This window comes from Salinivibrio proteolyticus (genome assembly GCF_001996165.1).
Classification (GTDB): Bacteria; Pseudomonadota; Gammaproteobacteria; order Enterobacterales; family Vibrionaceae; genus Salinivibrio; species Salinivibrio proteolyticus.
This window is the reverse complement of sequence record NZ_MUFP01000001.1, coordinates 1-24,372: the sequence shown is the minus strand read 5'-3', so window position 1 is coordinate 24,372 and position 24,372 is coordinate 1. Positions and strand designations below refer to the sequence as shown.

Below are 24,372 nucleotides of genomic sequence, written 5' to 3'. Positions count from 1 at the left end.
ATGGCAGGTCACAGTAAGTGGTCGAACATTAAACACCGTAAAGCCGCTCAAGACGCGAAGCGCGGTAAGATTTTCACCAAACTAATCCGAGAAATTGTGGTGGCAACCAAAGAAGGTGGCCCCGAAGCAGAAACCAATCCTCGCCTGCGTGCCGCGGTCGATAAAGCGCTGTCTAACAATATGACCCGTGACACCATCAATCGTGCGATTTCGCGCGGTGCGGGTGGTGATGGCGACGACAACATGGAAACGGTGATCTACGAAGGCTACGGTCCGGCAGGGACGGCGGTGATGGTAGAATGCATGACCGACAACCGTAACCGTACCGTGTCTGGTGTGCGTCACGCATTCTCAAAATCAGGCGGTAATCTGGGGACAGATGGTTCGGTGAGCTTCTTATTCGAGAAAAAAGGCGTAATCACCTATGCTGCAGGGCTTGACGAAGATGCGGTGATGGAAGCCGCGTTGGAAGGGGGAGCCGATGATGTGGTGACTTACGACGATGGCTCGATGGATGTCTATACCACGCCAAATGATTTCGGCAATGTGAAAGATGCCTTGGACAAAGCGGGGTTTGAGGCAGAGCGTGCTGAAGTCACACAAGTGCCGTCGACCAAAGCGGAGCTCGATGCGGACACCGCCCCTAAGCTACTGCGTCTTATCGATATGTTAGAAGACCTTGACGATGTGCAAGAAGTCTACCATAACGGTGATATCTCCGACGAAGTGGCAGCGAGCTTAAGTTAAATGGCAATCATACTGGGCATTGACCCAGGTTCGCGGATCACCGGCTACGGCGTGATCCGCCAACAAGGCCGGCATTTGGAGTACCTTGGCAGCGGCTGTATTCGTACCGACAGTGAGGATTTACCCGGCCGGCTCAAGCAAATTTATGCGGGGGTGAGTGAAGTGATCACCCAATTTCAGCCGGATAACTTTGCGATTGAACAAGTGTTTATGGCGCGCAACGCCGACTCCGCGCTGAAGCTGGGTCAAGCTCGCGGCAGTGCTATTGTCGCGGCCGTGAATGCAAACTTACCAGTGTCAGAATATGCGGCCCGTTTGATCAAACAAGCCGTGGTGGGGAAAGGCAGTGCGGATAAAAAGCAGGTGCAGCATATGGTCACCCATATGTTGAAGCTCAATGCCACCCCACAAGCCGATGCCGCCGATGCGCTTGCCGTGGCGATTTGTCATGCGCATACCTATCACACCATGATAGCGATGGCAGGCAAAGCCAGCTCCGCGCGTCGCGGGCGGTATCGTTGACTCCCTGACGTTCTCATCGCATTCGGTGGGAGCGTCTTTTCTCCTCAAATCGAGCATTTGTCTCATCTCTCCGTCCTAAGACTGGATATAGATCCAGTTATTATTTATCCTTGTCGACAAAGTAAAAAACTGAGAGCACATTGTGATAGGCCGATTACACGGAACCCTGCTAGAAAAGCAGCCCCCTGAGATTTTGATTGATGTCAATGGCGTTGGCTATGAAGTGAGTATGCCGATGAACTGTTTGTATCAATTGCCAGAAGTCGGTGAGGTGGCCACCATTTATACGCATTTCGTAGTGCGCGAGGATGCGCAGCTTTTGTTTGGCTTTAGTGGTAAACGTGAGCGAGCCTTGTTTCGAGAAGTGATTAAGGCCAATGGCGTCGGACCCAAACTAGGCTTGGCGATTTTGTCTGGCATGACGGCTCACCAGTTTGTCGATAGTGTTGAACATAATGATGTGTCCACCTTGGTTAAAATCCCCGGCGTAGGTAAGAAGACGGCAGAGCGTCTGGTGATTGAAATGCGCGATCGGTTGAAAAACTGGGAGGCATTTGATCTCTTTACGCCTTATACCGACGCCGCCGATGGAAGCGGTGCACCGACGCGTCAGGCGCCGACCACTGTCTCATCTGCTGCTGATGAAGCAGTGAGCGCGCTGGTGGCGTTGGGCTATAAAGCCGCGCAGGCCGAGAAAGTGGTGAAACAAATCGCAACCGACGAAATGAGCAGTGAAGACGTTATCCGACACGCACTGCGTTCAATGGTGTAATCCATGATAGAAGCTGATCGTTTAATCTCCGCGCAAGCCAATCATGATCGGGAAGAAGACGTGATTGACCGCGCGATTCGTCCCAAATTATTGGACGATTACCAAGGGCAAGATCATGTCCGTGATCAAATGGAAATCTTTATCCATGCCGCACGTAAGCGACAAGAGGCGTTGGATCACCTGTTGATTTTCGGTCCGCCGGGGCTGGGGAAAACCACCTTGGCAAACATTGTCGCCAATGAAATGGACGTTAATATTCGTACCACCTCAGGCCCTGTGTTAGAAAAAGCCGGCGATCTGGCGGCGCTTTTGACCAACCTTGAACCGCATGATGTCTTATTCATTGATGAAATTCACCGCCTAAGCCCTGTGGTTGAAGAGGTGCTTTATCCGGCGATGGAAGACTATCAATTAGACATTATGATTGGTGAAGGACCAGCGGCACGTTCCATCAAGATTGATTTACCACCCTTTACCTTGGTTGGTGCGACAACACGGGCAGGTTCGTTGACTTCGCCACTGCGCGATCGTTTCGGGATCACTCAACGGCTTGAATATTACAATGTGCATGACTTAACGGGAATCGTAAAACGCAGTGCTCATTGTCTCGCGCTGTCGATGGAAGACGAAGGCGCAGTAGAAGTAGCACGCCGCTCTCGCGGGACACCACGTATTGCGAACCGCCTGTTGCGCCGTGTACGAGACTATGCGGAAGTGAAAGGCAGCGGCCACATTTGCGCGGATATTGCGCAACGAGCACTAGATATGCTGGATGTGGATAGCCAAGGGTTCGATTACATGGACCGTAAGCTACTCAATGCCATCATTGAAAAGTTTGATGGTGGACCGGTTGGGTTAGATAACTTAGCGGCCGCGATTGGCGAAGAAAAAGACACCATTGAAGATGTGATTGAGCCGTATTTGATCCAACAAGGCTATTTGCAGCGCACGCCGCGAGGACGCATCGCCACCCAACGCGCTTACCTGCACTTTGGCTTTGATCTACCGCAGCCCTAAAACAGGTCAAGCAAAATAATTGATAAATCGCCCCATTGGCCGCCAACCAATGGGGTTTTTTGATCTAGATTAAGGTTATGTAGCACGTGACCCCGTATTGTGGCGACAACTGCCCGTGTCAGTCGCATCGCGTGAGTGAGAGCTAGCTTCAAAGGCTGCGTCATCATCATCGCTTTTCTTTGTGGTTAATCACATTTTTATAAATTATCGTCATTAGCATGCTGGTTTTGCAGCTTGCTCGACAAACCGATAACGACAAAGTTAACGACAACACATTGTGCGTCTAACATTAGAAATGGCTTAATTAGATTTATTTTAACTATAAAGCAACGTTAGCGTTTCAAGCGTGTAACAAGCGAGCGGTTATTGAGAAAGTGTGTGTGGCTTTCCCCGCGTCAGCAGTGGTGACAACTGCGCGCAGGGTGAGAAAGAAAAACGAACGATACCTTGTATCGGCACCGAGAAACGGTGTGAAGGAGTGACCATGATTACCGATATCGTCGATTTATCGCGGCTGCAGTTTGCGCTGACCGCGATGTATCACTTCCTGTTTGTTCCCTTAACACTCGGCATGGCATTTTTGCTGGCCATCATGGAATCCCTGTACGTGATGACCGACAAGCAAATCTATAAAGACATGACCAAGTTTTGGGGCAAATTGTTTGGTATTAACTTTGCGCTCGGTGTGGCAACAGGCCTCACCATGGAGTTTCAATTTGGTACTAACTGGGCGTACTACTCCCACTATGTAGGAGATATTTTTGGGGCCCCACTTGCCATTGAAGGACTGATGGCCTTCTTCCTTGAATCCACTTTTGTGGGTCTATTTTTCTTTGGTTGGGACCGACTCAGTAAGCGTCAGCACCTGATGGTGACTTGGCTGGTGGCCTTAGGCTCAAACTTTTCTGCGCTTTGGATCTTGGTGGCTAACGGTTGGATGCAAAACCCAGTCGGCGCTGAGTTCAATTTTGAAACCATGCGTATGGAAATGGTTAGCTTTGCCGAGGTGGTCTTTAACCCCGTCGCCCAAGTGAAGTTTGTTCACACAGTCGCGGCTGGCTACACCACCGGGGCGATGTTCGTATTGGGCATCAGTGCTTACTATCTGCTAAAAGGGCGTGACTTGGCGTTTGCTCGCCGCTCGTTTGCGATTGCCGCTTCGTTCGGTATGGCGGCTATCTTGTCAGTGATTGTGCTGGGTGATGAATCTGGCTATGAGCTTGGCGATGTACAAAAAGTGAAGTTGGCCGCGATTGAAGCGGAGTGGCATACCGAAGAAGCGCCGGCGGCGTTCACAGTACTCGGCCTGCCGAATCAAGAAACCATGCATACCGACTATGCGATTAAAATTCCTTATGTGATGGGCATTATCGCCACCCGTTCGCTGGATAAAGAAGTGACAGGTCTGCGCGATTTGGTGACTGAACACGAGCTGCGTATTCGTAATGGTATGGAAGCTTATGCATTACTTGAAAAATTACGTGGCGGTGAGAAAACACCAGAGAACATCGCAGCCTTCAATGAAGTGAAAGGCGATCTTGGCTATGGGCTACTGCTAAAACCCTATACCGATAAAGTTGTAGATGCGACAGAAACCCAGATCCAGCAAGCCGCGCAAGACTCAATTCCACACGTTGCGCCTTTGTTCTGGAGCTTCCGCATCATGGTGGCCTGTGGGTTTGCGATGTTGTTTATCTTCGGCATGAGCTTCTGGCAAACCACCCGTCAGCGTATTGGTGAGAAGCCATGGCTGCTAAAACTGGCGATGATCGGTATCCCGCTTCCTTGGATTGCTTGCGAAGCTGGTTGGTTTGTTGCCGAATACGGCCGTCAGCCTTGGGCGGTGGGTGAGATCTTACCTGTGCACATGGCAGCTTCAAACCTGGCTGCAGGCGATATCATTTTCTCGATGATCGCTATCTGTACCTTATACAGCTTGTTCTTGGTGGCAGAGCTTTATCTGATGTTCAAATTTGCGCGTCTAGGGCCAAGTAGCCTAAAAACAGGACGCTATCACTTTGAGCAGCAAGGCAACCGAGAAGCGGACTTTAGCCGTCAGATTGAAGCATAAGGAGAGACAGCATGTTTGATTATGAAATTTTACGGCTGATCTGGTGGGTCCTCATCGGGGTGCTACTGATTGGTTTCGCCGTAACAGACGGCTTTGATATGGGCGTCGGCGCGCTGCTTACGGTGATCGGTAAAACCGACAGTGAACGTCGTGTGATGATTAACTCAGTGGCGCCGCACTGGGACGGAAACCAAGTGTGGTTGATTACCGCAGGGGGCGCGCTGTTTGCTGCTTGGCCTTTAGTCTATGCAACTTCGTTTTCGGGCTTTTATGTCGCGATGATCATCACCTTGGCGGCATTGTTCTTCCGTCCAGTTGGGTTTGACTATCGTTCTAAGATTGAAGATACCCGCTGGCGAACGCTGTGGGATTGGGGCCTCTTTGCGGGCGGATTCGTGCCACCGATTATCTTCGGGGTGGCATTTGGTAACTTGCTGCAAGGCGTGCCTTTCCAGCTCAGCGATCTGTTGATCCCAACGTACACGGGCAGCTTCTTTGCGCTGCTTAACCCGTTTGCCTTGGTGTGTGGCCTAGTGAGCTTAGGCATGATTGTGTTGCAAGGTGCGACATGGCTGCAAATGAAAACCACAGAAGCACTGCATGAACGCGCACGTGTTGTCGCGCAAATCAGTGCATTGGCAACCACGGTTTTGTTTGTACTCGCCGGTTTTTGGATCCAACACATCGATGGCTACGTGATTGTGGGCGAGATTGCCAAACAAGCCCAATCTAACCCATTGGTTAAAGAGGTTGCGGTACAAAGTGGTGCGTGGATGCAAAACTAWCAAGCTATGCCAATCTTGTGGCTTGCGCCGTTAGCCGGTGCGCTGATGCCGCTGTTGGCACTGATCGCATCGCGCGTTGAGCGCGGTGGTTGGGCGTTCCTGTTTTCAAGCCTGACCATTGCCGGTGTGATCCTGACGGCAGGCATTGCAATGTTCCCCTTCGTGATGCCATCAAGCACCTTCCCAGGCCATAGCTTGACCTTGTGGGATGCCACCTCAAGCGAACTGACCCTGTCTATTATGACGGTGGTGGCGTGTATCTTTGTTCCCTTGATTTTGTGTTACACCCTGTGGTGTTACATCAAAATGTTTGGTCGCTTAGATACCAAGTTTATCGAAGACAACAAACACTCACTGTACTGATTAAGGAGCCTGCATATGTGGTATTTCACTTGGATTCTCGGCGTCCTGCTGGCTTGCGCGTTCGGTATTATCAATGCCCTGTGGCTTGAACATACCGAGGCGATGGATAAAGACAATGAGTGATCACACTCACGCACCGAAGGGGCGGGATTTCCCCGGCCCTTGGCGCCTGCTGTCACTTGCCTCAGCCTTGTTCTGGGGCGGTCAAGTGATGTGGCACCCTCAAGCGCTTGCCACGCAGATGGGGGGCTTTAATGTGCTCATCGGATTGGGGCTGCTGTATGCAACCTGCATTGGCGTGATCCATGCGGTGGGATTTAGTGCCCAAGGGCGCTGGAGCCAATGGCTAACGTGGCCGCCTTTGGGGTGGCTGGTGAGCGTAATGCTGCTTTGGGTATGGCTGATGCGTTAAATAGCATTCTACATACGCTTAAGCAAACGTGGCATCGGCGTCAAGGTGCGTAAAGTGACATCCAAATGACAAAAGCACCCAAGTGGTGCTTTTTTCTGCATTTAAGCGCCGAAAAAGCGCGAAACTTTGGGGCATATCACTTCTCTTGGTAAGAATTGTTCAGAATCCGAGACTCGTATCGTGCGAGCATTTCTATGCGTAAACAACTTAGGTATAGTATTTGCCTATCTCTAAGCGACAATGGGTAAAGAAATGACGGGATCTGTGCCGTTTCGCTGGCCGATTCGCATTTATTACGAAGACACCGACGCGGGTGGGGTCGTTTACCACGCCAACTACCTCAAGTATTTTGAGCGCGCGCGCACTGAACTGCTGCGCGAAGTGGGTGTCAATCAACACACACTCTTTGACGACAATATCGCTTTTGTTGTTCGCCATATGGATATCGACTTTCAACGTGGGGCACGATTAGACGATGCCCTCGAGGTTGTCACCACAGTGTCATGCATCGGGCGAGCGACCTTGACGTTTTGTCAAACTTTGGTGAATTCTGAGCAACAAACATTGTGTGCGGCGACGGTTAAGATAGCCTGTGTCGACCCAACAGTGATGAAACCCAAATCGATTCCAACACAGATAAAATCGGAGATATTACGTGACCGCTGAACTTTCCATTCTCGACCTGTTTTTGCAAGCAAGCCTGCTTGTTAAGGGAGTGATGTTGATATTGCTGGGTATGTCAGTGGTGTCGTGGGCGATGATTATCAAACGCTCTAAAGTCATGCAGCAGGCTTTTGGTAAAGCAGAACGCTTTGAAGACCGATTTTGGTCGGGAATTGACCTTTCTCAGCTTTTCCAAGAAGTGCAAGCACGAAAAGACGCCCTGACGGGGAGTGAGAAAATCTTTTATTCAGGCTTTAAAGAATTTGCCCGTTTGCACCGCAGCAATGGCAAAGTGCCGGAGGCAGTCATGGAAGGCACTGCGCGTGCCATGCGCGTCTCGCTTTCTAAAGAAGTCGAAGAGCTCGAAACGCACCTGCCTTTCCTTGCGACCGTGGGCTCGATCAGCCCTTACATCGGCCTGTTCGGGACTGTGTGGGGCATCATGCACGCATTTATTGCCTTGGGCGCGGTTAAACAAGCCACACTTGCGATGGTTGCCCCAGGTATTGCCGAAGCCTTGGTAGCAACCGCCATGGGTCTGTTTGCCGCGATCCCTGCGGTGATGGCCTATAACCGACTGACTGCGAAAGTCTCCAAGCTTGAACACAATTACATGAACTTTATGGAAGAGTTTTCAAGCATCTTGCACCGTCAAGCGTTTGCGGCAACCCAGGAGTAATCCATGGCGTACCAACCGAAACGACGYAAAATGACAGCAGAAATCAATGTGGTGCCATACATTGATGTGATGCTGGTGCTGTTGATTATCTTCATGGTGACGGCCCCCTTTGTAACGCAAGGGGTGGATGTTGAGCTGCCCAAAACGGCGGAAGCGAAAACCGCCGCAGAGCTAGCCAAAGAAGAAGACAGCGGTGCGTTTATCATTGTTGAAGTGGATAAGGACGGCCAACTAGGCTTGAGTGTGAATAATGGCGACATGGTTCGTGGCTTAAGTTTGCAAGACACCTTGGTACGCGTAAAAGCCGAGCTGCAGCTTAATCCTAATTCTCCGGTCTTAGTGGGAGGTGATGGCCGCGTGCCTTACTCGGAAATTATCTTAACGCTCGATGCGCTCAATCAGGCCGGTGTGTCATCGGTAGGTCTGATGACTGAACCTTATGAGTCATAGGGAAAAGCAATGAGCGAAACAAAGAAAGCCACCCCTAAAAAAGACTCGTTAGCGCCTGCGCTGGCGATATCTGCCGCGCTCCACCTTGTGCTCGTGATTGTTCTTCTCGTTGGCGCGGACTTTGGAAAAACAGCTACGCCAACCCCGAAAGCGGGGAGTACGATTGATGCGACTGTGATTGACCCCGCGGTGGTGAATGCTCAAGCACAGAAGATCCGCCAACAGCGAGCCCAAGCCAAACAAGAAGAAGCGGAACGACTTAAGCGACTAGAGCAGCAAGCGCAGCGTCTTGAACAACAGCGTGAACAAGAAGAGCAGCGCTTACGCGAGGTGAAACGGCAAAAGCTTGAGGCTGAGCGCCAAGCACGTGAAGACAAAAAACGTCTTGCCGAGCAAAAAGCCCAAGCAGAAGAGCAAGCGCGCATCGCGCGTGAAAAAGCCCAACAAGCAGAGCGTGAACGTCAACGTAAGCTGGAAGAAAAACGTCAGGCTGAATTAGCCGCGAAGCAGGCAGAAAAAGCACGTCAGCAAAAACTGGCGGAACAACGCAAGGCGGAAGAGGCAGCGAAAAAAGCAGAAGCAGAGCGCCAACGCAAGCTAGCAGAGCGTAAAAAAGCGGAAGAGGAAGCCCGCAAAGCGGAGCAAGCGCGCCAAGAAGCAGAGCGAAAAGCCGAAGAGGCAAAACGCCGACAGCAAGAGCAAGAGGCGGCCTTGAACGATTTGTTCTCTGGCCTTGAATCTGAGGCCAGTCAGCGGCAAAGCGCACGCGGACAATTTATCCAAGATGAAGTGGCGCGTTATGGCGCCATTTTTACCCAAATGATCCAGCAACGCCTGCTTGTTGACGACGGATTTACGGGACAAGAGTGTGTGGTAAATATGCGCCTTTCGCCAACCGGTCTGCTTTTGGACGTGAAAGAAAAAGCGGGCAATACACGCTTATGTCGCGCAACTAAAACCGCGGTGGTATCTGTATCTCAGTTTCCCATGCCAGATGATGGCGACATTATTGCCAAACTGCGTGAGATTGAGTTAACGGTTAGACCCAACTAATTGACAGGAAAAAGACATGATGGAAGTGAGCCTAGCTGGTGGCACAAACACGATGACAAATAGATCTAGTCAAGCCATATGGCAGCGCGCCCGAACGCGCGGTATGGCGTTGATGGTCATGCTATTTGCCTGCCTGCTTTTAGCCACGCAACCTGCACACGCAGCACTCAAGTTAGTGATTACTGAAGGGGTAAACTCAGCCCGTCCCATTGGGGTGATCCCCTTTCAGTGGAAAGGGCAAGGTGAATTACCGGAAGACGTGTCGGGCGTAGTCGGGTCGGATTTACGCCGTAGTGGTAAGTTCAACCCGTTATCGGTTAGCGAAATGCCGCAAACCCCTTATCGCGACAGTGATGTCGACTATAACGCTTGGACTGCGTTGGGTGTGGATTCAATACTAACTGGCACCATCACGCCAACCGCTGACGGCCGCTATCAAATTGATTATCAGTTGATTGATATCGTCCGTGGTCAGCTCACTGGTGGAGAAAGTAAAGGATTGGGCGCGGACGGCCAGCTGGTCAAAACCGACGATCATTTATTGGTAAATAACCGCGCAACCGTGAAAGCCAGCGATTTACGCCGTTACGCGCATCGCATTTCAAATATTGTCTATGAAAAGCTGACCGGCGAAAAAGGCGCTTTCCTCACGCGTATCGCGTATGTCGTGATTGACGAGGATGCTGATTATCCGTATCAGCTGCGTTTATCGGATTACGATGGATTTAACGAGCGCTTGGTGTTGCGTTCAAAGCAGCCTCTGATGTCACCAGCATGGTCTCCGGATGGTCGCCAATTAGCCTACGTGAGCTTTGAAAACGGCCAAGCGGAAATCTTTATCATGGATATCTACACCGGTGAGCGTGAAAAGATTTCTTCGTATCCGCGCCACAATGGGTCACCGCGTTTTTCTCCAGATGGCAGCCAATTGGCACTGGTGCTCTCGAAAACTGGTAGCCTGCAGGTGTATACCTTCGATCTTAAAACCAAGAAGCTCACTCAAATTACGCATGGTCGCGCGAATAGCACTGAGCCATTTTGGGATCCAGATGGTAACTCGCTCATCTACACCTCTGACCGGGGTGGCAAACCTCAGATTTATCGCGTAAATTTAGCCGACGGGACCAGCAGACGTATCACTTGGCAGGGCAACCAAAATATGGGTGGGCAACTCACGCCAGACGGTCGCTTCTTGATTATGGTGAACCAGTCAGCGTCGGGATATAACATTGCCAAGCAAGACTTAAACAGCGGGGCGGTGCAAATTCTGACCAAAACCTTGTTGGATGAGTCGCCAAGTATTGCGCCAAATGGCAGCATGGTGATTTACAGCTCGGTATATGGACGTAAAAACGTGTTGTCGCTTGTCTCTGTAGACGGTCGCTTTAAAGCGCGGCTTCCGGCAACCAACGGGCGCGTGCGTGCACCAGCCTGGTCACCTTACTTATAAGTTTTTAATTTTAAACAACGTGCGCTAACTTTCTAGAAAAGGAAAATAGAATGCAAATCAATAAAGTACTAAAAGGTCTGGCGGTGGCACTGCCGATGTTTACCTTGGCCGCTTGTAGCTCAAGCGACAGCGCAACGGGCAGCGGTGCGGGCCAATCAACCAATCAAAACGGCACCACCGTCGTCTCTCCGGTTGACGGTCAAGGCTCAATGACAGAGCAAGAAATCCGCAACCAAGAGCTACGTCAGTCGCAAACCGTTTACTTCAACTTTGACGATTCGTCAGTTCTGCCACAATACGAAGACATGCTGGATGCGCACGCGACTTACCTGCGTAACAACCCAGCAATGGAAGTTGTGGTTGAAGGTCACGCAGATGAGCGTGGTACCCCTGAGTACAACATCGCGCTGGGCGAGCGCCGTGCAGAAGCGGTATCTAAGTACCTGCAAGCACTGGGCGTTCCTGCAAGCCAGATCTCAATCGTAAGCTACGGTGAAGAGAAGCCATTAGTTCTTGGCCAAAGCGAAGACGCGTACGCGAAAAACCGTCGCGCAGTATTGGTTTACTAATCCTCCCTTTGGGTGATGGATAAAAGGTATGACAATGAACAGTAACTCTGTGCGAACTCTCGCGCTGGCGTTACTGGTGAGTGTGGCAGCCCCAGTGGCTGCCGCACCTGCTCCGGTGACAGAAGTAGGGTCAGGTGGCACCGCCATTGAGCGCCTAGAGCGCATGCTGCAAGCGCGTAATCAAATGCAGCTCGATATGCAGCGTCAACTTGATCAAATGGCGCAAGAATTAAGCAATTTACGCGGTAACGTTGAACGAAATAGCTACGACATTCAACAAGTGGTTRAGCGTCAACGGGACCTCTATCGAGAAATCGATGATCTGCGCACGGCGGAATCCTCAGCGCCTAAAGAAACAAAATCCACTGATGAAAACCCGTCAGTGAACTACACCAGCGATCAAACTGAAAACGCGGCGTATGAAGCAGCCGTGAATCTGATCTTAAAAGAGAAAGACTACYAAGGGGCGACCAAAGCGTTTAATGCGTTTTTGCAAAAATACCCAGAGTCTGTCTACACCGCCAATGCCCATTACTGGCTGGGCCAACTTTTCTTCTCCAAGAGTGACTTTGAGCAGGCGAGCAAGGAATTTACTGCCGTAAGCCAGTTTAAAGATTCCAATAAACGCGCCGATGCCTTACTCAAACTGGGTTTAATTGCTCAGAAGAAGGGCAACACAGCGCAAGCCAACCAGTATTTCCAACAAGTCATTGATACTTATCCGGATTCTACCAGCGCTAAACAAGCGAAAAATGCGATGTAGCCTAGGCCCCGACACACGTTGGGGCTTTTTATTCCCCATACCCTCTACGTAGAGCGTGGCGTTGTCGTATCACACGACTGCCAATCCCGAATCACTCACGTTATACTACCCGGACTGGAAGTAAGCATGAGTAATCCCATGAGCCAAGTGATTGAAACGTCGCAAAGGGTTTATCCCTTTCCGCCGAAACCTGTGGCATTGAGTGACGCTGAGAAAAAACAACATGTTGCACGCATTAAACAACTGCTAAAAGAAAAAGATGCTGTGCTGGTCGCTCACTATTACACGGACCCAGAGATCCAAGCGCTCGCCGAAGAAACAGGCGGATGCGTGGCGGACTCATTAGAAATGGCCCGTTTTGGTAATCAACATCCAGCCAAAACCCTAATTGTGGCTGGCGTTCGCTTTATGGGCGAAACAGCCAAAATTCTGACTCCCGAAAAAACGGTATTAATGCCCACACTTGACGCGGAGTGCTCACTGGACTTGGGTTGTCCGGCGGATGAGTTTACCGCGTTTTGTGATGCGCACCCTGATCATACTGTCGTCGTTTATGCCAACACGTCTGCCGCTGTAAAGGCGCGTGCCGATTGGGTAGTGACCTCGAGTATTGCGTTAGAAATTGTCGAGCACCTAGACAGTCAAGACAAGCCGATCATCTGGGGCCCCGATCGCCATCTCGGTGCTTATATTGAAAAAGAAACCGGTGCTGACATGCTGCTATGGCAGGGTGAATGTGTGGTGCACGATGAATTCTCGGCCCAAGCGCTTGAGAAAATGAAGCATCTTTATCCAGACGCGGCGATTTTGGTTCACCCGGAATCACCGGCGAGCGTGGTGAAAATGGCCGATGCGGTGGGCTCGACCAGTCAGCTGATTAAAGCGGCGCAAACCTTGCCGAATAAAAAGCTGATTGTGGCCACCGACAAAGGCATTTTCTATAAAATGCAGCAAATGGTGCCGGAAAAAGAGCTCGTTGAAGCACCCACAGCCGGCGCGGGCGCGACCTGTCGAAGCTGTGCCCATTGCCCTTGGATGGCTATGAATGGTTTGAAAGCGATAGAAAACGCGCTAGAAAACGGTGGCAAACAGCATGAAATTCATGTGGATGCAGCATTACGTGACAAGGCGTTGATCCCTCTTAATCGGATGCTTAACTTTGCCGCGGAAATGAAGAGGTAACCACCGTAGGTCGGACAAGCGCCGGTGCGATATCAATCGTTATCCCGATGTGTGCCGCGCGCCCGTTGCACGGCGCCTCCGACATGAAAGCTAAATTTGGCAGTGATCGTGATAGGCGCCCACCGACATAAGTCTGCGGGCGCTTCCCACGCCCTAACAACCCCTGGTGAACGTTCATCCCTTGCTGTGATAAATGGCCGGAAATAATTTGACATATATTTGACTGTCTGATGACAGATCGATAATCTTTATGTTTGCTTTTTTGTACGAAAAGAATAATAAACTGGCCAGATACAATGATCTATTTACAGAACCATAAGCCTATTGGCAGCGGACAGACCCGAGACTGCTACCGGCATCCCAACGACTCAACAAAGTGCATTAAAATCATGAAAGCCAACCAGCCGAGTGGTGTGAATGCGAGGGAGTGGGACTATTATCAGTATCTAGTCAAGAAGCATGTAGACACCAGCCATTTACCGCAATGTTATGGATTTATCGACACAGACTTAGGGGCAGGATTAGTCTTTGATTTTGTTGGCAATAGCGAACATGAAACCTTTTTAAGCTTGCTTGAGAAGGGCAAGCTATCTCGAGAAAAGGCGTCACAGATCTTTAATGAGCTACAGCAGTATCTGAAGGAGACGAATATCTGCTTTATTGATACAAATCTTAATAATGTCATTGTCCAGTCGAATCACTTTTTTATCATTGACGGCACTGTTCCTCCTAGAGAAAAACGCGCTTGGCTATATCAAAAGGTACCACTAATCAGTCGTTGGCGAACGCAAAAGTCGCTAAAGCCCGCGAAAAGAAAGCTTGAAAAACTACTCAACGGTGAGCCAGTAGAAAATGTGGAATGTGGTGATACCGAAATCGCGTGAGGGCTTTTGTCATCGTCGCCAATAGAATCATCGGCGCATAAGCCTTACACCCGATTATGCCGAAGTTGGTGTCATTGTCGTCAATGACACCTCCGTCTAGTTATTCTTGCGCTTCTGCTAACGTTGCGCCGTGGTGCGTAAGGCCACATAACATGATTGGCATCGCATTATATATTTCTTCAAACTGTGCTAACTCTTCTGCGCCTTGTGCTTCCATGGTGGACAGCGCCGTTTCTGGATCATAGAGCAAGCTGATTGACAGCACGACTCCACCGAGAAGGGCATTGCTTTCGGTATTTTCCGGCATCAAGGTTTCCCAATCATCCCGCGTTAAACTCCAGCCTTGGAGCAAGCCTTCGGCAAAATCACGTGTTGCTTGGTTGACGATCTCTGCATCATCAAGAGCACAACCTTCTGGCCAGTACCATTGTTTGTCTAACAGTTGTTGGCGCTGTTCATTCCAAATATCGACAATCAGATTCGCGTAGTCTTCAAATTGCTCGTGATTTTCAAATGGTGCTTGTTCTTCACCGCCCCAAAGCACAGGCAGCCACTCACTGGGGCTAATCACATGGGGGGCGGCAGCCATGGCGGTAACAACGCCACGGGTTTGCATCTCATTCAATAGCTTGTCGCTATCGGCATGTTGGGCAAGAAATTCAGATAAAGTCATTACAAGTCTCAGCCAGCTGTTATCGTTGATGGTCGGAGTTTAACAGTTTTCGTTCTCGCTTGCGTTGTTACATCATGGATTCCTATGTCTTTCGATTCCAAATTCTCCAGCGATTGAGAGAATTAAAGTGGATGTGGTGATAAAGCAGTCATTCGCACCGATAAAGATGCTTAACCGGTTGACCCCAAGGCGGCAACTCACTATAGTACACCCCCGTTAGCGCAGATGACTTTAGCTTCTTAGCGCTAAAACAATATGGTGAGGTGTCCGAGTGGCTGAAGGAGCACGCCTGGAAAGCGTGTATACGGCAACGTATCGAGGGTTCGAATCCCTCTCTCACCGCCATATTAAAAAAACCGCCCTTGTGGCGGTTTTTTGCTATCTATCGCTCACCGAACGATGATCTCAAACCATTTTCACCCTCACAGCAATTGTCCAAGTTGCTTTTATCCCTTATCTAAAAACGCTAACCTAGTCGCAGTTAAATTTGAGATATAAGCAATAAAGCATGGAATGGATGAAGTGGGCCGCGTATTGGCGTAACTGTTTAGCGGATGCTGACAGTACCAAGGGTTTTTTTAACCGCAAGGAGTTAGCACAAAAACGTAATATCTCTTCCTACTCATTAGTAGARGGCTGCCTGAGCTCAGAAGAAAATGACGCCGAATTATTCAGCAATGAACCGGTGGATACCACTGCGGTTAAAGCGCATATATGGACGTTTGCGTTTGTTAAAAGGAATATCATCGAGCACGGGAAACAGAAAAGCAGCGCCTTACCGCATTATATCGCGCCGATTATTTGCCCCGTGTGGATAACGCGATCAGGCCGACTCTATCCCGCGTCTGCGCCTTTCGTCTCCCGTGACACCCTTGCGCCTCAGCATCAAGATGTGATAACCGTGTCAACTGTTGAACAGGTCGATCACTTTTTATCTAACGCGTCGATACAGTGCTTAACAGAGTCTGATGTTGAGGAGCTGGAGCGTGATAACCCAGAACAGCACGCGATAGTATGGGATCAGGCGTATAACACGGCGCGGGATCTTTACGCCTCCGTCTGCAAAGCCTACTTAGATGAAAGGGGCTTTAGAGACTTGTATGAAGTGTCACCTGACGGTGCTTATCTAGAAAAAATCGAAACATCAGGTAGCGCATTTCATATCATCAATGCGTATGACTTGATTCGTGAAAACAAGCCGACATTGCCGCTACTCAATACCTACGCCACCTACACATGCAATAACAGACGGCCATGTAAAGATTATGCCACGTCGATAAGTACGAGAATTGCGCATTCCGGTGATGCATTTCCTCTTGCCGATGCCCAACGCGATGCCCTGACCAGCACGCTAGGTATTGAACCAGCCTATATGCTAGCCATCAATGGTCCTCCAGGAACAGGCAAAACCACGTTTGTGCTCTCGACAGTGGCATCCTTGTGGGCTAAAGCAGCGTTAGAAGACGGTGAGCCGCCTATTATTGTTGCCGCATCGACCAATAACCAAGCGGTCACCAATATTATTGAAGCGTTTGGTAAAGACTTCGGTGAAGGTGATGGTCCGATGGCGGGGCGGTGGCTGCCGGGTATCGTAAGCTACGGTGGTTATCTGCCAGCAAAGTCAAAACAACAAGAAGCGGATCAGTTCTATCAAACGGATGCCTTTTATAATGGCCTAGAAAACAAAGATACCCTGTATAGCGCCACACATTATTTGATTGATAGAGCACGTCAGGCTTTTCCGAGTCTTGCCTTGAGTGATGAACCAAAAGAAGCGCTAAAAGAGATAAAACAGCAATTGCATGGCAAGCTGCAAACCGCGATGAACCAACTACAAAACGTACAACAAGGTTGGCTCGACTACGACAAGCAGCGGCAGATGTATCATCAGCAATTAGGTAGTGATCCAGCCGCAGTGATAGCTGCACATGAAACTGAGTTAGCAAAGCTTCAAGCGGCTAGCCAAACCCTAAAGGGAAGCCTGAATCAGTGGCGTTTTTTCTTATCACAAGAGTCACTAATCGAATCTACGCTCGCGTTTTTACCCTCCGTAAAAAGAAAGCGCCATGCTAGCTATGCGCACTTTGTTGATACCCAGCTTTGTGATACCGCGCAGGCGCTGTACCGAGAGTATGGTATCGATCGATTTGAAGCCGCTCTCAATCAGGCATTTGCAAAGCAAGAAAAACAGCGAGAAGCGAAAAAGCAACAGCTTGATGCGTTGTATGACTGTCAGCAGCAGTACCTGACGTACCAGCAAAAGTGGATGGGTATCTGTAATACGTTGTTTGACACATACAGTGCTCCGCCGCCGAGTGGCAAAGATCAAATTGTCGATATTGATATCATGGACAAGTGGTTAGATACCCATGTCCGTTTTTTTGTTTTTCGAGTCACCGTCCACTATTGGGAGGTGAGATGGTTGTTAGCCTGCTATGCCTTAGGAAAAAATCTTGATAGCCAGGCGAAAAAAAGTGGCGAAAAAGCCAGCTTGGCGCGTTGGCGTCGACGCATGATGCTGACGCCCTGTATTGTCTCAACCTTTCATGCACTACCCTCTCACATGACAATAAAACGCCATAGTGCGGGAGAGTTTATTACTGATTATCTATTCAACAGTATTGACTGGTTGATTGTTGATGAGGCCGGGCAAGTTTCCCCAGAAGTAGCAGGGGCCAGTATGGCTTTTGCCAAAAGAGCGTTAGTGATTGGGGATACTCAACAAATTCAACCAGTACGCTCACTCTCTTCCGTGGTTGATCAGGGGAACCTGTTCAGTGCTGGTTTACACGCGCTGGCGGATGAATACGAAGAAACCGAAGAAATAGCACGCTTGGTTACGCAAGGCAGTGTGATGCACGTGGCGCAACAGGCCAGTCATATCCATTATCACTCAGACGCAGAGCCAGGGATGTTACTTAGGGAGCATCGGCGCTGTTATGACGATATTATCGAATACTGTAATCGGCTTTGTTACAACGGCTTACTCTTACCCAAGCGCGGCCCGGCTGAACATTCAGAAGAAACGAATAGTGAACGGTTTCCGGCATTGGGTTATGCCCACGTTGACGGTGCCGCCGTCCGAGAGGCAGGGAGCACGTCGAACCGTGTCGAGGCGATAGCCATTGCTCATTGGCTGCGAGACAACCGTGAGCAAATAGAAAGCCAATTTGGGGCACCACTAGAACAAGCAGTTGGCGTGGTAACTCCCTTTAGAGCGCAAGTAGACGCCATTAAAGAAGCCTGTAATGACAATGGCATTCTCTGTGAGGGGGACGAGAAAATGACAGTGGGCACCGTGCATTCATTGCAAGGTGCGGAGAGAAAACTCGTGATCTTTTCTCATGTATACAGCCGTCACTTGGACGGTCAGTTTATCGATACAGATGCTACTATGCTCAATGTGGCGGTCTCCCGTGCGAAAGACAGCTTTATTATCTTTGCTGATATGCAAATGCTCACTCATGCACGCATGGGCTCACCACGCCATGTGTTGGGCGAGATGTTGCTATGGCGTGATAACAATGCGCTGACCGTTGCACCAGTAGAAAGGCCTGATTTATTGCGCTTCAGCGATAAACCCAAAACCTTATGGAATGCGCAAGAACATGATCACTTCCTTACGACGTTACTCGCGCATGCCGAATCGCGGGTTGATATTATATCGCCTTGGCTGCAAGCAAGAACACTACAAGAAACGGGGTTAGATAACGCGATGCAGCAGGCAGTTGAACGTGGCGTGAAAGTGACGATTTACACGGACAGGCACTTCAACACCACACATAACAACCGGCATGACCCACAAAAGAGGCAACAACTCGACCAGTGTATAGAACGGCTACAGGCTCTCAATATTGAGGTTTATATTGTCGATGGGGTGCACAGCAAAATGGTGATGGCGGACGACAGCCACATGGCTGTTGGCTCCTACAACTGGCTCAGTGCTGCGAGGCAAGGGCGGTATTGCAACCAAGAGACATCACTGTATTACTCGGGACAGTTGCAAACAGAGTGTCAATACAACCTAAACATGCTGATACCTGAAGCGGCAGATAATCCCATGCCTGAATGTTGAAATATTGAACATTTTTTAATAATCAAACAGCTAGCATTAGGAAAATAGAACAAAGTGATCTAATTTTGTGTAATCCGTGTGCTCGAGAAGGCAAACGTCATTGAGTATGCGTGTATAGTGCTTAGAGAACCATGCTTGAGTTGAGAATAGTTTAAGCCGATAGCTAGCAAWTACTAACAGTCGAGAGAAAGACTATAGGGGTAATATAGTGAGCGATAAACAGCAACGAGTACAGCATCAGCATATGACACCCGCTTACCTTCAGCCGCGCTATGATGAAGTTGATTTAAGGGAGCTTTTTACCGTATTGTGGCAAGGTAAGTGGTTGATTATTTGTTCAAGTCTTTTATTTCTACTAGTAGCCATAGCTTATACCTTGTCTCAATCCAACGTGTATCGTGCTCAAGCAGTTATTGCGCCAGTCAATAACCCTTTCCAGTTGCCAATAGACCAGCAATCTTCGCTATCGATCGATGAACTTGAAACAGAGCTATTTTCCCAAACAATGGCGGACAATATGGCTGAGTTAGCTAAGCGGCCAATTAATGTGATTACAAAAATTCAACGTAAACAAGGTACGATTCAAATTAGCGCTGAAGGGAAAGAGCCATCCGAGTTACTTAGTCGAATAAAGGCTGTCACCGAAACTATTGACTCATCATATAAGTCTCTTATACGACAGCGAACGGAACAATCACTCAATATTCTTAACAATGAGCTGAATAGACTGGATTCAGAGGTTGTGAGGGCATCCTTAGGCGACTATGTTGCAAAACAAACCTATAAATTGGCAATGCTTAACCACCCCTCAACAAAGTTGATTCAAGTGGTGAAGCCAGTATCAGAGCCTATTTCACCCATAAAACCTAACCGGAAATTAATAGCCTCAATGGGCTTTTTTATCGGCTTCATGCTTAGTATAGCTACTATATTAGTGCGTTTTGCGTTTAAGCGAAAAAACATAGAGTAGTGTTACCATGAGTACCGTTCATACAACGCTATAGAGTGACGACTTTGTATCAGAGCAAGTTACTAGCGAGAAGCCTATTGTGATCGTGTGCTCTTGTTTATCCGGATGCTATCTAAGGAAATCTAATGAAAATTGCCGTTACAGGAACAGGTTACGTCGGGTTGTCGAATGCTATGCTACTGGCGCAACACAACCAAGTGGTTGCCCTTGATATCGTAGAAGAGAAGGTCAACCTGTTGAATAACAAGCAGTCGCCGATTGTAGACGCGGAGATCGAGCGTTTTCTGAAAGAAAAACCGCTCGATTTTGTCGCGACGCTAGATAAAAAGCAGGCTTATCAAGACGCTGACTTTGTTGTGATCGCAACCCCTACTGATTACGATCCCGACACCAACTACTTTAACACCAGCTCAGTTGAGGCGGTTATTCAAGATGTGATGGCGAATAATCCGAACGCGGTGATGGTGATCAAATCGACTGTTCCGGTCGGCTACACAGCAAGTGTTAAAGTAAAATTTGGTTGCGATAATATCCTCTTCTCTCCGGAATTCTTACGTGAAGGCAAAGCGCTCTACGACAATCTTTATCCTTCACGCATCATTGTCGGTGAAGACTCAGATCGAGCGCGCACCTTTGCCAGCCTGCTACAGAAAGGGGCAATCAAAACAGATATCCCGGTACTATTCACGCACTCCACCGAGGCGGAAGCGGTCAAGCTCTTTTCAAATACCTACCTAGCGATGCGCGTTGCGTACTTTAACGAGTTAGATAGTTATGCTGAGTCTCATGGTTTAGATGCAAAGCAAATCATTGAAGGTGTTGGGCTGGATCCACGGATTGGCGATCACTACAACAACCCCTCGTTTGGCTACGGCGGTTACTGCCTGCCGAAAGACACCCGACAATTGCTGGCTAACTACCAAGATGTGCCTAACAACATTATTCAAGCCATTGTCGATGCGAACACTACTCGCAAAGACTTTATTGCCAATGCGATTATTGCCAAAAACCCGGCGGTAGTCGGTGTATACCGTTTAGTGATGAAAACAGGGTCAGATAACTTCCGCGCCTCGGCGATCCAAGGGATCATGAAGCGCATTAAAGCGAAAGGGATTGAAGTTATCGTTTATGAACCCGTACTTGAAGAACAAAGCTTCTTTAACTCCGAAGTGATCACCGATCTGGACAGCTTTAAACAGCGCGCGGATGTGATTGTTGCCAACCGGATGGTCGATGAAATTCGAGACGTAGAAAGCAAAGTCTACACTCGTGATTTGTTTGGCGCGGATTGAGGGAAAAACGCAAAGCAGTTACTCGTTCCCACGCTTCTGCGTGGGAATGCATACGGAATTTGAACCATGGACTGAAATCGTTCCAAAGTCATCAAGCTGCACTTCCTACGCCTGGTTTATATTTCGGTGGTGACATTGGCTGGGCTGACGCTTTTCGCCCCCTCCCTCGCAAAATCCTCTTAACACCATACAACTCAACCATCGACCTTACGTATCCTCACCATAGATTCATAATCCGTGGATGATGCTATGTTATTTATCACCAGCCGTATTCCAGAACAGGGACCGAGAAGAGAGGCCGGCCGTTGGTTGAGTTTTGATGATCAAAACACCGATATATCGAAATGGGTGTATTTTTGCCAGCGCGCGGGACAGGGTGAATATCAAGAGCTGACAGCGACGCCGTTTATGGCGAGATTAAAAGCCTTACCCACCCAAACCCAGATCCTCTTTTTACTTCATGGCTATAACAATCACATGGAGCGCCATGTTTTTCCGATGGCCCACACGCTTCAGGTTCAGTTTGACAGAATTGCGCCCAACGCCATTATGGTCGTACCGATCATTTGGCCCTGTGATGACGATGGTCGGCTCGGCATGATTGATGATTACTGGGATGATCAACTGGCGGCCACGGCATCTGGTCTGGCTTTTAGTCGCTTACTGGCGATGTTTGATGCATGGCGTCGCGCCCCAGAACAACAAGCGAGCCCCTGCAAGCGACGTATGAATATACTGGCGCATTCTATGGGAAACCGAACCTTAATCAGTACGTTCCATCATTGGCATCAACACGCGGGGCTGGATACCATGCCGCAATGGTTCCGACATATTTTTATGGTGGCGGCGGATGTTGATAATCAAGCCCTAGAGCCTCACCAGCCGGGCAGAGCGGTGCTGGATGCGGCTAAACAAGTCCACATTTACTATGCTGCAGACGATTTGGCCATGGCGGCCTCCAAAGTCGTCAATATGCGTCATCGCACGCTCACTAGGCGCCTAGGGATGACAGGGCCAGAAAACCTTGATGTGTTGCCTACTCACAAAGTGACGCTGCTTGATTGCGATACCTTTAATAGCCAATTTGATCCAGACTGGGGCCATACCTACTTTTTAACCGATAACCATGGCCAACCGAGTCCATTGATAGAAAAAATGGCGAGCAAGATGATAGGTGATTGAATACTGAAAGAAACGCTCTAAAAAGGACAGCCTATGCCTAATACTTCTATCGATAACGACATCCTCACCGTCACCCACCATGGTGGCTATCACACGGTGACGGGCTCATGCCATCAGCTAGATATTAAACTGAGTGGTTTGCGTTTGTTGATTGATTGCGGCCAATACCAAGGTGACGAAGCGCGAGAGGCGAGGGTGAACCTCAACGGCAAGGGCATCGATGCGCTTATTCTTACCCATGCGCATATTGACCACTGCGGCTTGCTGCCTTGGTTACTGGCTGCGGGTTTTTCTGGGTCTATTTACTGCACAGAAGCGACGGCGGCACTGGTGCCACTGTTGATTGATGATACATTAAAACTGCAATTAAACATACGCTTTGGCGATCGTCAGCGGATACTAGAACACATTAACCAGTTGATGGTGCACCTTTCTTACAATACTTGGCACCGGCTAAAACCAAAGCAAAAAGGGCAGTCAGCGACGTATTTGCGCCTTCAACCCGCCGGGCACATTTTGGGCTCGGCGTATGTGGAGTTAAAACTGCCTGATGAGCGGCGCGTGGTGTTCTCAGGAGATTTAGGCCCAAGCAATACGCCGCTATTACCCGATCCTAAACCGCCTGCGCGCGCAGACATTCTCTATCTCGAATCCACTTATGGAGATAAAACACATCAATCCGTCGCGACTCGTGCCCAGCGGCTCGAAGCGATTATTCAGCATTCATTGCAAGATGGAGGCGCGATACTGATTCCTGCGTTCAGTGTCGGCCGTACCCAAGAGCTGCTTTTTGATATTGAACAGCTGATTTATCAAAAGCAGCTAGATAATGCGCTTCCTATCATTCTCGACTCACCCATGGCCCAACAAGTGACGCGCCAATACCGCCACTTCAAAAAGCTATGGAGCAAAGAAGCCAACGCTAAACTGAATCAACACCGCCATCCGTTAGCGTTTGACCAATGCATTACCATTGATGCGCATAGCCAACACCAAGCGCTTGTGAATCGCCTAAAACAGACCGGAGAACCCGCCATTGTGGTGGCTGCTTCCGGCATGTGCCAAGGCGGGCGGATCATGAACTATTTGAAGGCGTTACTCCCTGACCCACGCACGGACGTTATCCTGGCCGGCTACCAAGCCCAACACACCCTAGGGCGTGAGCTTCAACAAGGAAAAAAGCAAGTTTGGATAGATAACGCGGCCATAAGCGTGCAAGCCCAAATCCATACCCTATCGGGCTACTCAGCCCATGCTGACCAAACCGACTTAGTCAACTTTGTGCACGGCATTCAGCCTCCCCCTGAACAAATTCGCCTGATCCATGGTGAGCCAGATAGTCAGCGCGTGCTGCTAGAGTGCTTTCAAAATGTTACGAAGTGAGTGGGTTAGTACACTTATGATCAAACATCAAACAGCATGGTCGCTTTTTTTCCATTTTTTGCGTGTATTTTGAGCGCCGTCTTGTTTTAGTTGCCTCACTCTTTTACAGCCCTTCGAACTAAGTAAACTCATAACCATAGGTTTAGAACTCGTCACTACATCCATTTTAAGACAGTATGTACACGCATAGGGGGAGCGAAACCTCATGGCGGTAGCGTAGCTATTACAATATTCTTTCTCGTAAAATATAGAATTCATTACTGATAGTTTCAGTTAAATAATGTTAGTAGTTAGAAAAAACCTTTAAGCATCCCTCCTCCTCTAATAGAAGTTATAAGCGACTGACTATACTTTTATCATTAAGAATATAATCTAAGTAGTTATAATGGTTTACTTTGTAGTTGATACTATATCC

At 49.1% G+C, this 24,372-nt stretch carries 23 protein-coding genes and 1 tRNA gene; 23 read left to right on the top strand and 1 reads right to left on the bottom strand.

All coding sequences use genetic code 11. From position 1 onward, the window contains the following. The 17 genes from BZJ19_RS00120 (at position 1) to BZJ19_RS00040 (ending at position 14,382) form a co-directional block, all read left to right on the top strand. On the top strand, positions 1–747 hold the full coding sequence (locus BZJ19_RS00120; protein WP_077674182.1) for a YebC/PmpR family DNA-binding transcriptional regulator: 747 nt from the start codon (positions 1–3) through the stop codon (positions 745–747). Then, positions 748–1,269, top strand: coding sequence for a crossover junction endodeoxyribonuclease RuvC (gene ruvC / locus BZJ19_RS00115; RefSeq protein WP_069591060.1), 522 nt, complete (start codon positions 748–750; stop codon positions 1,267–1,269). It begins immediately after the preceding gene. Between the two features lie 142 nt (positions 1,270–1,411). After that, a complete protein-coding gene (gene ruvA, locus BZJ19_RS00110) occupies positions 1,412–2,041 on the top strand; it encodes a Holliday junction branch migration protein RuvA (RefSeq protein ID WP_069591062.1) in 630 nt (209 codons plus the stop codon). 3 nt (positions 2,042–2,044) lie between these two features. Further along, a complete protein-coding gene (ruvB, locus tag BZJ19_RS00105) occupies positions 2,045–3,058 on the top strand; it encodes a Holliday junction branch migration DNA helicase RuvB (RefSeq protein WP_069591064.1) in 1,014 nt (337 codons plus the stop codon). A 487-nt stretch (positions 3,059–3,545) separates the two neighbouring features. Continuing rightward, a complete protein-coding gene (gene cydA, locus BZJ19_RS00100; protein ID WP_198532181.1) occupies positions 3,546–5,129 on the top strand; it encodes a cytochrome ubiquinol oxidase subunit I in 1,584 nt (527 codons plus the stop codon). A gap of 11 nt (positions 5,130–5,140) precedes the next feature. Next, on the top strand, positions 5,141–6,277 hold the full coding sequence (gene cydB, locus BZJ19_RS00095; RefSeq protein ID WP_077674181.1) for a cytochrome d ubiquinol oxidase subunit II: 1,137 nt from the start codon (positions 5,141–5,143) through the stop codon (positions 6,275–6,277). 15 nt (positions 6,278–6,292) lie between these two features. Next, entirely contained in the window at positions 6,293–6,400 is a 108-nt protein-coding gene (gene cydX / locus BZJ19_RS00090) for a cytochrome bd-I oxidase subunit CydX (protein ID WP_069591070.1), read from the top strand. After that, positions 6,393–6,689: a cyd operon YbgE family protein gene (locus BZJ19_RS00085; RefSeq protein WP_157891141.1), complete on the top strand. Its 297-nt coding sequence runs from the start codon at positions 6,393–6,395 to the stop codon at positions 6,687–6,689. Before cydX ends, BZJ19_RS00085 begins: the two co-directional genes overlap by 8 nt. Before the next feature lie 252 nt (positions 6,690–6,941). Further along, positions 6,942–7,355 carry a tol-pal system-associated acyl-CoA thioesterase gene (gene ybgC, locus BZJ19_RS00080; RefSeq protein ID WP_077674343.1) on the top strand — a complete coding sequence of 138 codons (414 nt, stop codon included), beginning with the start codon at positions 6,942–6,944 and terminating at the stop codon, positions 7,353–7,355. Further along, positions 7,345–8,031, top strand: coding sequence for a protein TolQ (gene tolQ, locus BZJ19_RS00075; RefSeq protein WP_069591074.1), 687 nt, complete (start codon positions 7,345–7,347; stop codon positions 8,029–8,031). The genes ybgC and tolQ overlap by 11 nt, the downstream gene beginning before the upstream one ends. A 3-nt stretch (positions 8,032–8,034) precedes the next feature. After that, positions 8,035–8,481, top strand: coding sequence for a protein TolR (tolR, locus tag BZJ19_RS00070; RefSeq protein WP_069591075.1), 447 nt, complete (start codon positions 8,035–8,037; stop codon positions 8,479–8,481). Between the two features lie 9 nt (positions 8,482–8,490). Next, complete coding sequence (tolA, locus tag BZJ19_RS00065) at positions 8,491–9,534, top strand: cell envelope integrity protein TolA (RefSeq protein ID WP_077674179.1); 1,044 nt, start codon at positions 8,491–8,493, stop codon at positions 9,532–9,534. A 103-nt stretch (positions 9,535–9,637) separates the two neighbouring features. Then, on the top strand, positions 9,638–10,984 hold the full coding sequence (gene tolB, locus BZJ19_RS00060) for a Tol-Pal system beta propeller repeat protein TolB (protein ID WP_077674342.1): 1,347 nt from the start codon (positions 9,638–9,640) through the stop codon (positions 10,982–10,984). Positions 10,985–11,034: 50 nt separating this feature from the next. Further along, entirely contained in the window at positions 11,035–11,553 is a 519-nt protein-coding gene (gene pal / locus BZJ19_RS00055) for a peptidoglycan-associated lipoprotein Pal (protein ID WP_077455413.1), read from the top strand. A 34-nt stretch (positions 11,554–11,587) separates the two neighbouring features. Continuing rightward, positions 11,588–12,316 (top strand): tol-pal system protein YbgF, encoded by a 729-nt coding sequence (gene ybgF / locus BZJ19_RS00050; protein WP_077674341.1) that lies wholly within the window; start codon positions 11,588–11,590, stop codon positions 12,314–12,316. Between the two features lie 138 nt (positions 12,317–12,454). Beyond that, positions 12,455–13,498 (top strand): quinolinate synthase NadA, encoded by a 1,044-nt coding sequence (gene nadA / locus BZJ19_RS00045; RefSeq protein WP_077674178.1) that lies wholly within the window; start codon positions 12,455–12,457, stop codon positions 13,496–13,498. A gap of 296 nt (positions 13,499–13,794) precedes the next feature. After that, positions 13,795–14,382 (top strand): YrbL family protein, encoded by a 588-nt coding sequence (locus BZJ19_RS00040; RefSeq protein ID WP_077674177.1) that lies wholly within the window; start codon positions 13,795–13,797, stop codon positions 14,380–14,382. Positions 14,383–14,482: 100 nt separating this feature from the next. On the opposite strand, the gene BZJ19_RS00035 is transcribed toward BZJ19_RS00040, so the two are convergent. Continuing rightward, entirely contained in the window at positions 14,483–15,055 is a 573-nt protein-coding gene (locus BZJ19_RS00035) for a UPF0149 family protein (protein ID WP_077674176.1), read from the bottom strand. Positions 15,056–15,312: 257 nt separating this feature from the next. On the opposite strand from BZJ19_RS00035, the gene BZJ19_RS00030 reads away from it, so the two are divergent. From BZJ19_RS00030 to BZJ19_RS00005, 6 genes are all read left to right on the top strand, one after another. Further along, positions 15,313–15,400: transfer RNA gene (locus BZJ19_RS00030), tRNA-Ser, on the top strand. A 163-nt stretch (positions 15,401–15,563) separates the two neighbouring features. Beyond that, on the top strand, positions 15,564–19,130 hold the full coding sequence (locus tag BZJ19_RS00025) for an AAA domain-containing protein (RefSeq protein WP_077674175.1): 3,567 nt from the start codon (positions 15,564–15,566) through the stop codon (positions 19,128–19,130). A 208-nt stretch (positions 19,131–19,338) separates the two neighbouring features. Further along, the gene (locus BZJ19_RS00020; protein ID WP_131826374.1) at positions 19,339–20,100 is read left to right on the top strand and encodes a Wzz/FepE/Etk N-terminal domain-containing protein; all 762 of its coding nucleotides are present in this window, start codon (positions 19,339–19,341) and stop codon (positions 20,098–20,100) included. Between the two features lie 125 nt (positions 20,101–20,225). Further along, the gene (locus tag BZJ19_RS00015; protein WP_077674173.1) at positions 20,226–21,392 is read left to right on the top strand and encodes a nucleotide sugar dehydrogenase; all 1,167 of its coding nucleotides are present in this window, start codon (positions 20,226–20,228) and stop codon (positions 21,390–21,392) included. A 249-nt stretch (positions 21,393–21,641) separates the two neighbouring features. Then, the gene (locus BZJ19_RS00010) at positions 21,642–22,574 is read left to right on the top strand and encodes an alpha/beta hydrolase (protein WP_077674172.1); all 933 of its coding nucleotides are present in this window, start codon (positions 21,642–21,644) and stop codon (positions 22,572–22,574) included. 33 nt (positions 22,575–22,607) lie between these two features. Continuing rightward, positions 22,608–23,957, top strand: coding sequence for an MBL fold metallo-hydrolase RNA specificity domain-containing protein (locus BZJ19_RS00005; RefSeq protein ID WP_077674171.1), 1,350 nt, complete (start codon positions 22,608–22,610; stop codon positions 23,955–23,957). Positions 23,958–24,372 lie beyond the last annotated feature (415 nt).

Bases quoted from the DNA above. Each gene is read 5' to 3' on its own strand.
- BZJ19_RS00120 (WP_077674182.1), top strand. From the start codon at position 1: ATGGCAGGTCACAGTAAGTGGTCGAACATTAAACACCGTAAAGCCGCT.
- ruvC (WP_069591060.1), top strand. From the start codon at position 748: ATGGCAATCATACTGGGCATTGACCCAGGTTCGCGGATCACCGGCTAC.
- ruvB (WP_069591064.1), top strand. From the start codon at position 2,045: ATGATAGAAGCTGATCGTTTAATCTCCGCGCAAGCCAATCATGATCGG.
- cydX (WP_069591070.1), top strand. From the start codon at position 6,293: ATGTGGTATTTCACTTGGATTCTCGGCGTCCTGCTGGCTTGCGCGTTC.
- BZJ19_RS00085 (WP_157891141.1), top strand. From the start codon at position 6,393: ATGAGTGATCACACTCACGCACCGAAGGGGCGGGATTTCCCCGGCCCT.
- ybgC (WP_077674343.1), top strand. From the start codon at position 6,942: ATGACGGGATCTGTGCCGTTTCGCTGGCCGATTCGCATTTATTACGAA.
- tolA (WP_077674179.1), top strand. From the start codon at position 8,491: ATGAGCGAAACAAAGAAAGCCACCCCTAAAAAAGACTCGTTAGCGCCT.
- tolB (WP_077674342.1), top strand. From the start codon at position 9,638: ATGGCGTTGATGGTCATGCTATTTGCCTGCCTGCTTTTAGCCACGCAA.
- pal (WP_077455413.1), top strand. From the start codon at position 11,035: ATGCAAATCAATAAAGTACTAAAAGGTCTGGCGGTGGCACTGCCGATG.
- nadA (WP_077674178.1), top strand. From the start codon at position 12,455: ATGAGCCAAGTGATTGAAACGTCGCAAAGGGTTTATCCCTTTCCGCCG.
- BZJ19_RS00040 (WP_077674177.1), top strand. From the start codon at position 13,795: ATGATCTATTTACAGAACCATAAGCCTATTGGCAGCGGACAGACCCGA.
- BZJ19_RS00035 (WP_077674176.1), bottom strand. From the start codon at position 15,055: ATGACTTTATCTGAATTTCTTGCCCAACATGCCGATAGCGACAAGCTA.
- BZJ19_RS00015 (WP_077674173.1), top strand. From the start codon at position 20,226: ATGAAAATTGCCGTTACAGGAACAGGTTACGTCGGGTTGTCGAATGCT.
- BZJ19_RS00010 (WP_077674172.1), top strand. From the start codon at position 21,642: ATGTTATTTATCACCAGCCGTATTCCAGAACAGGGACCGAGAAGAGAG.
- BZJ19_RS00005 (WP_077674171.1), top strand. From the start codon at position 22,608: ATGCCTAATACTTCTATCGATAACGACATCCTCACCGTCACCCACCAT.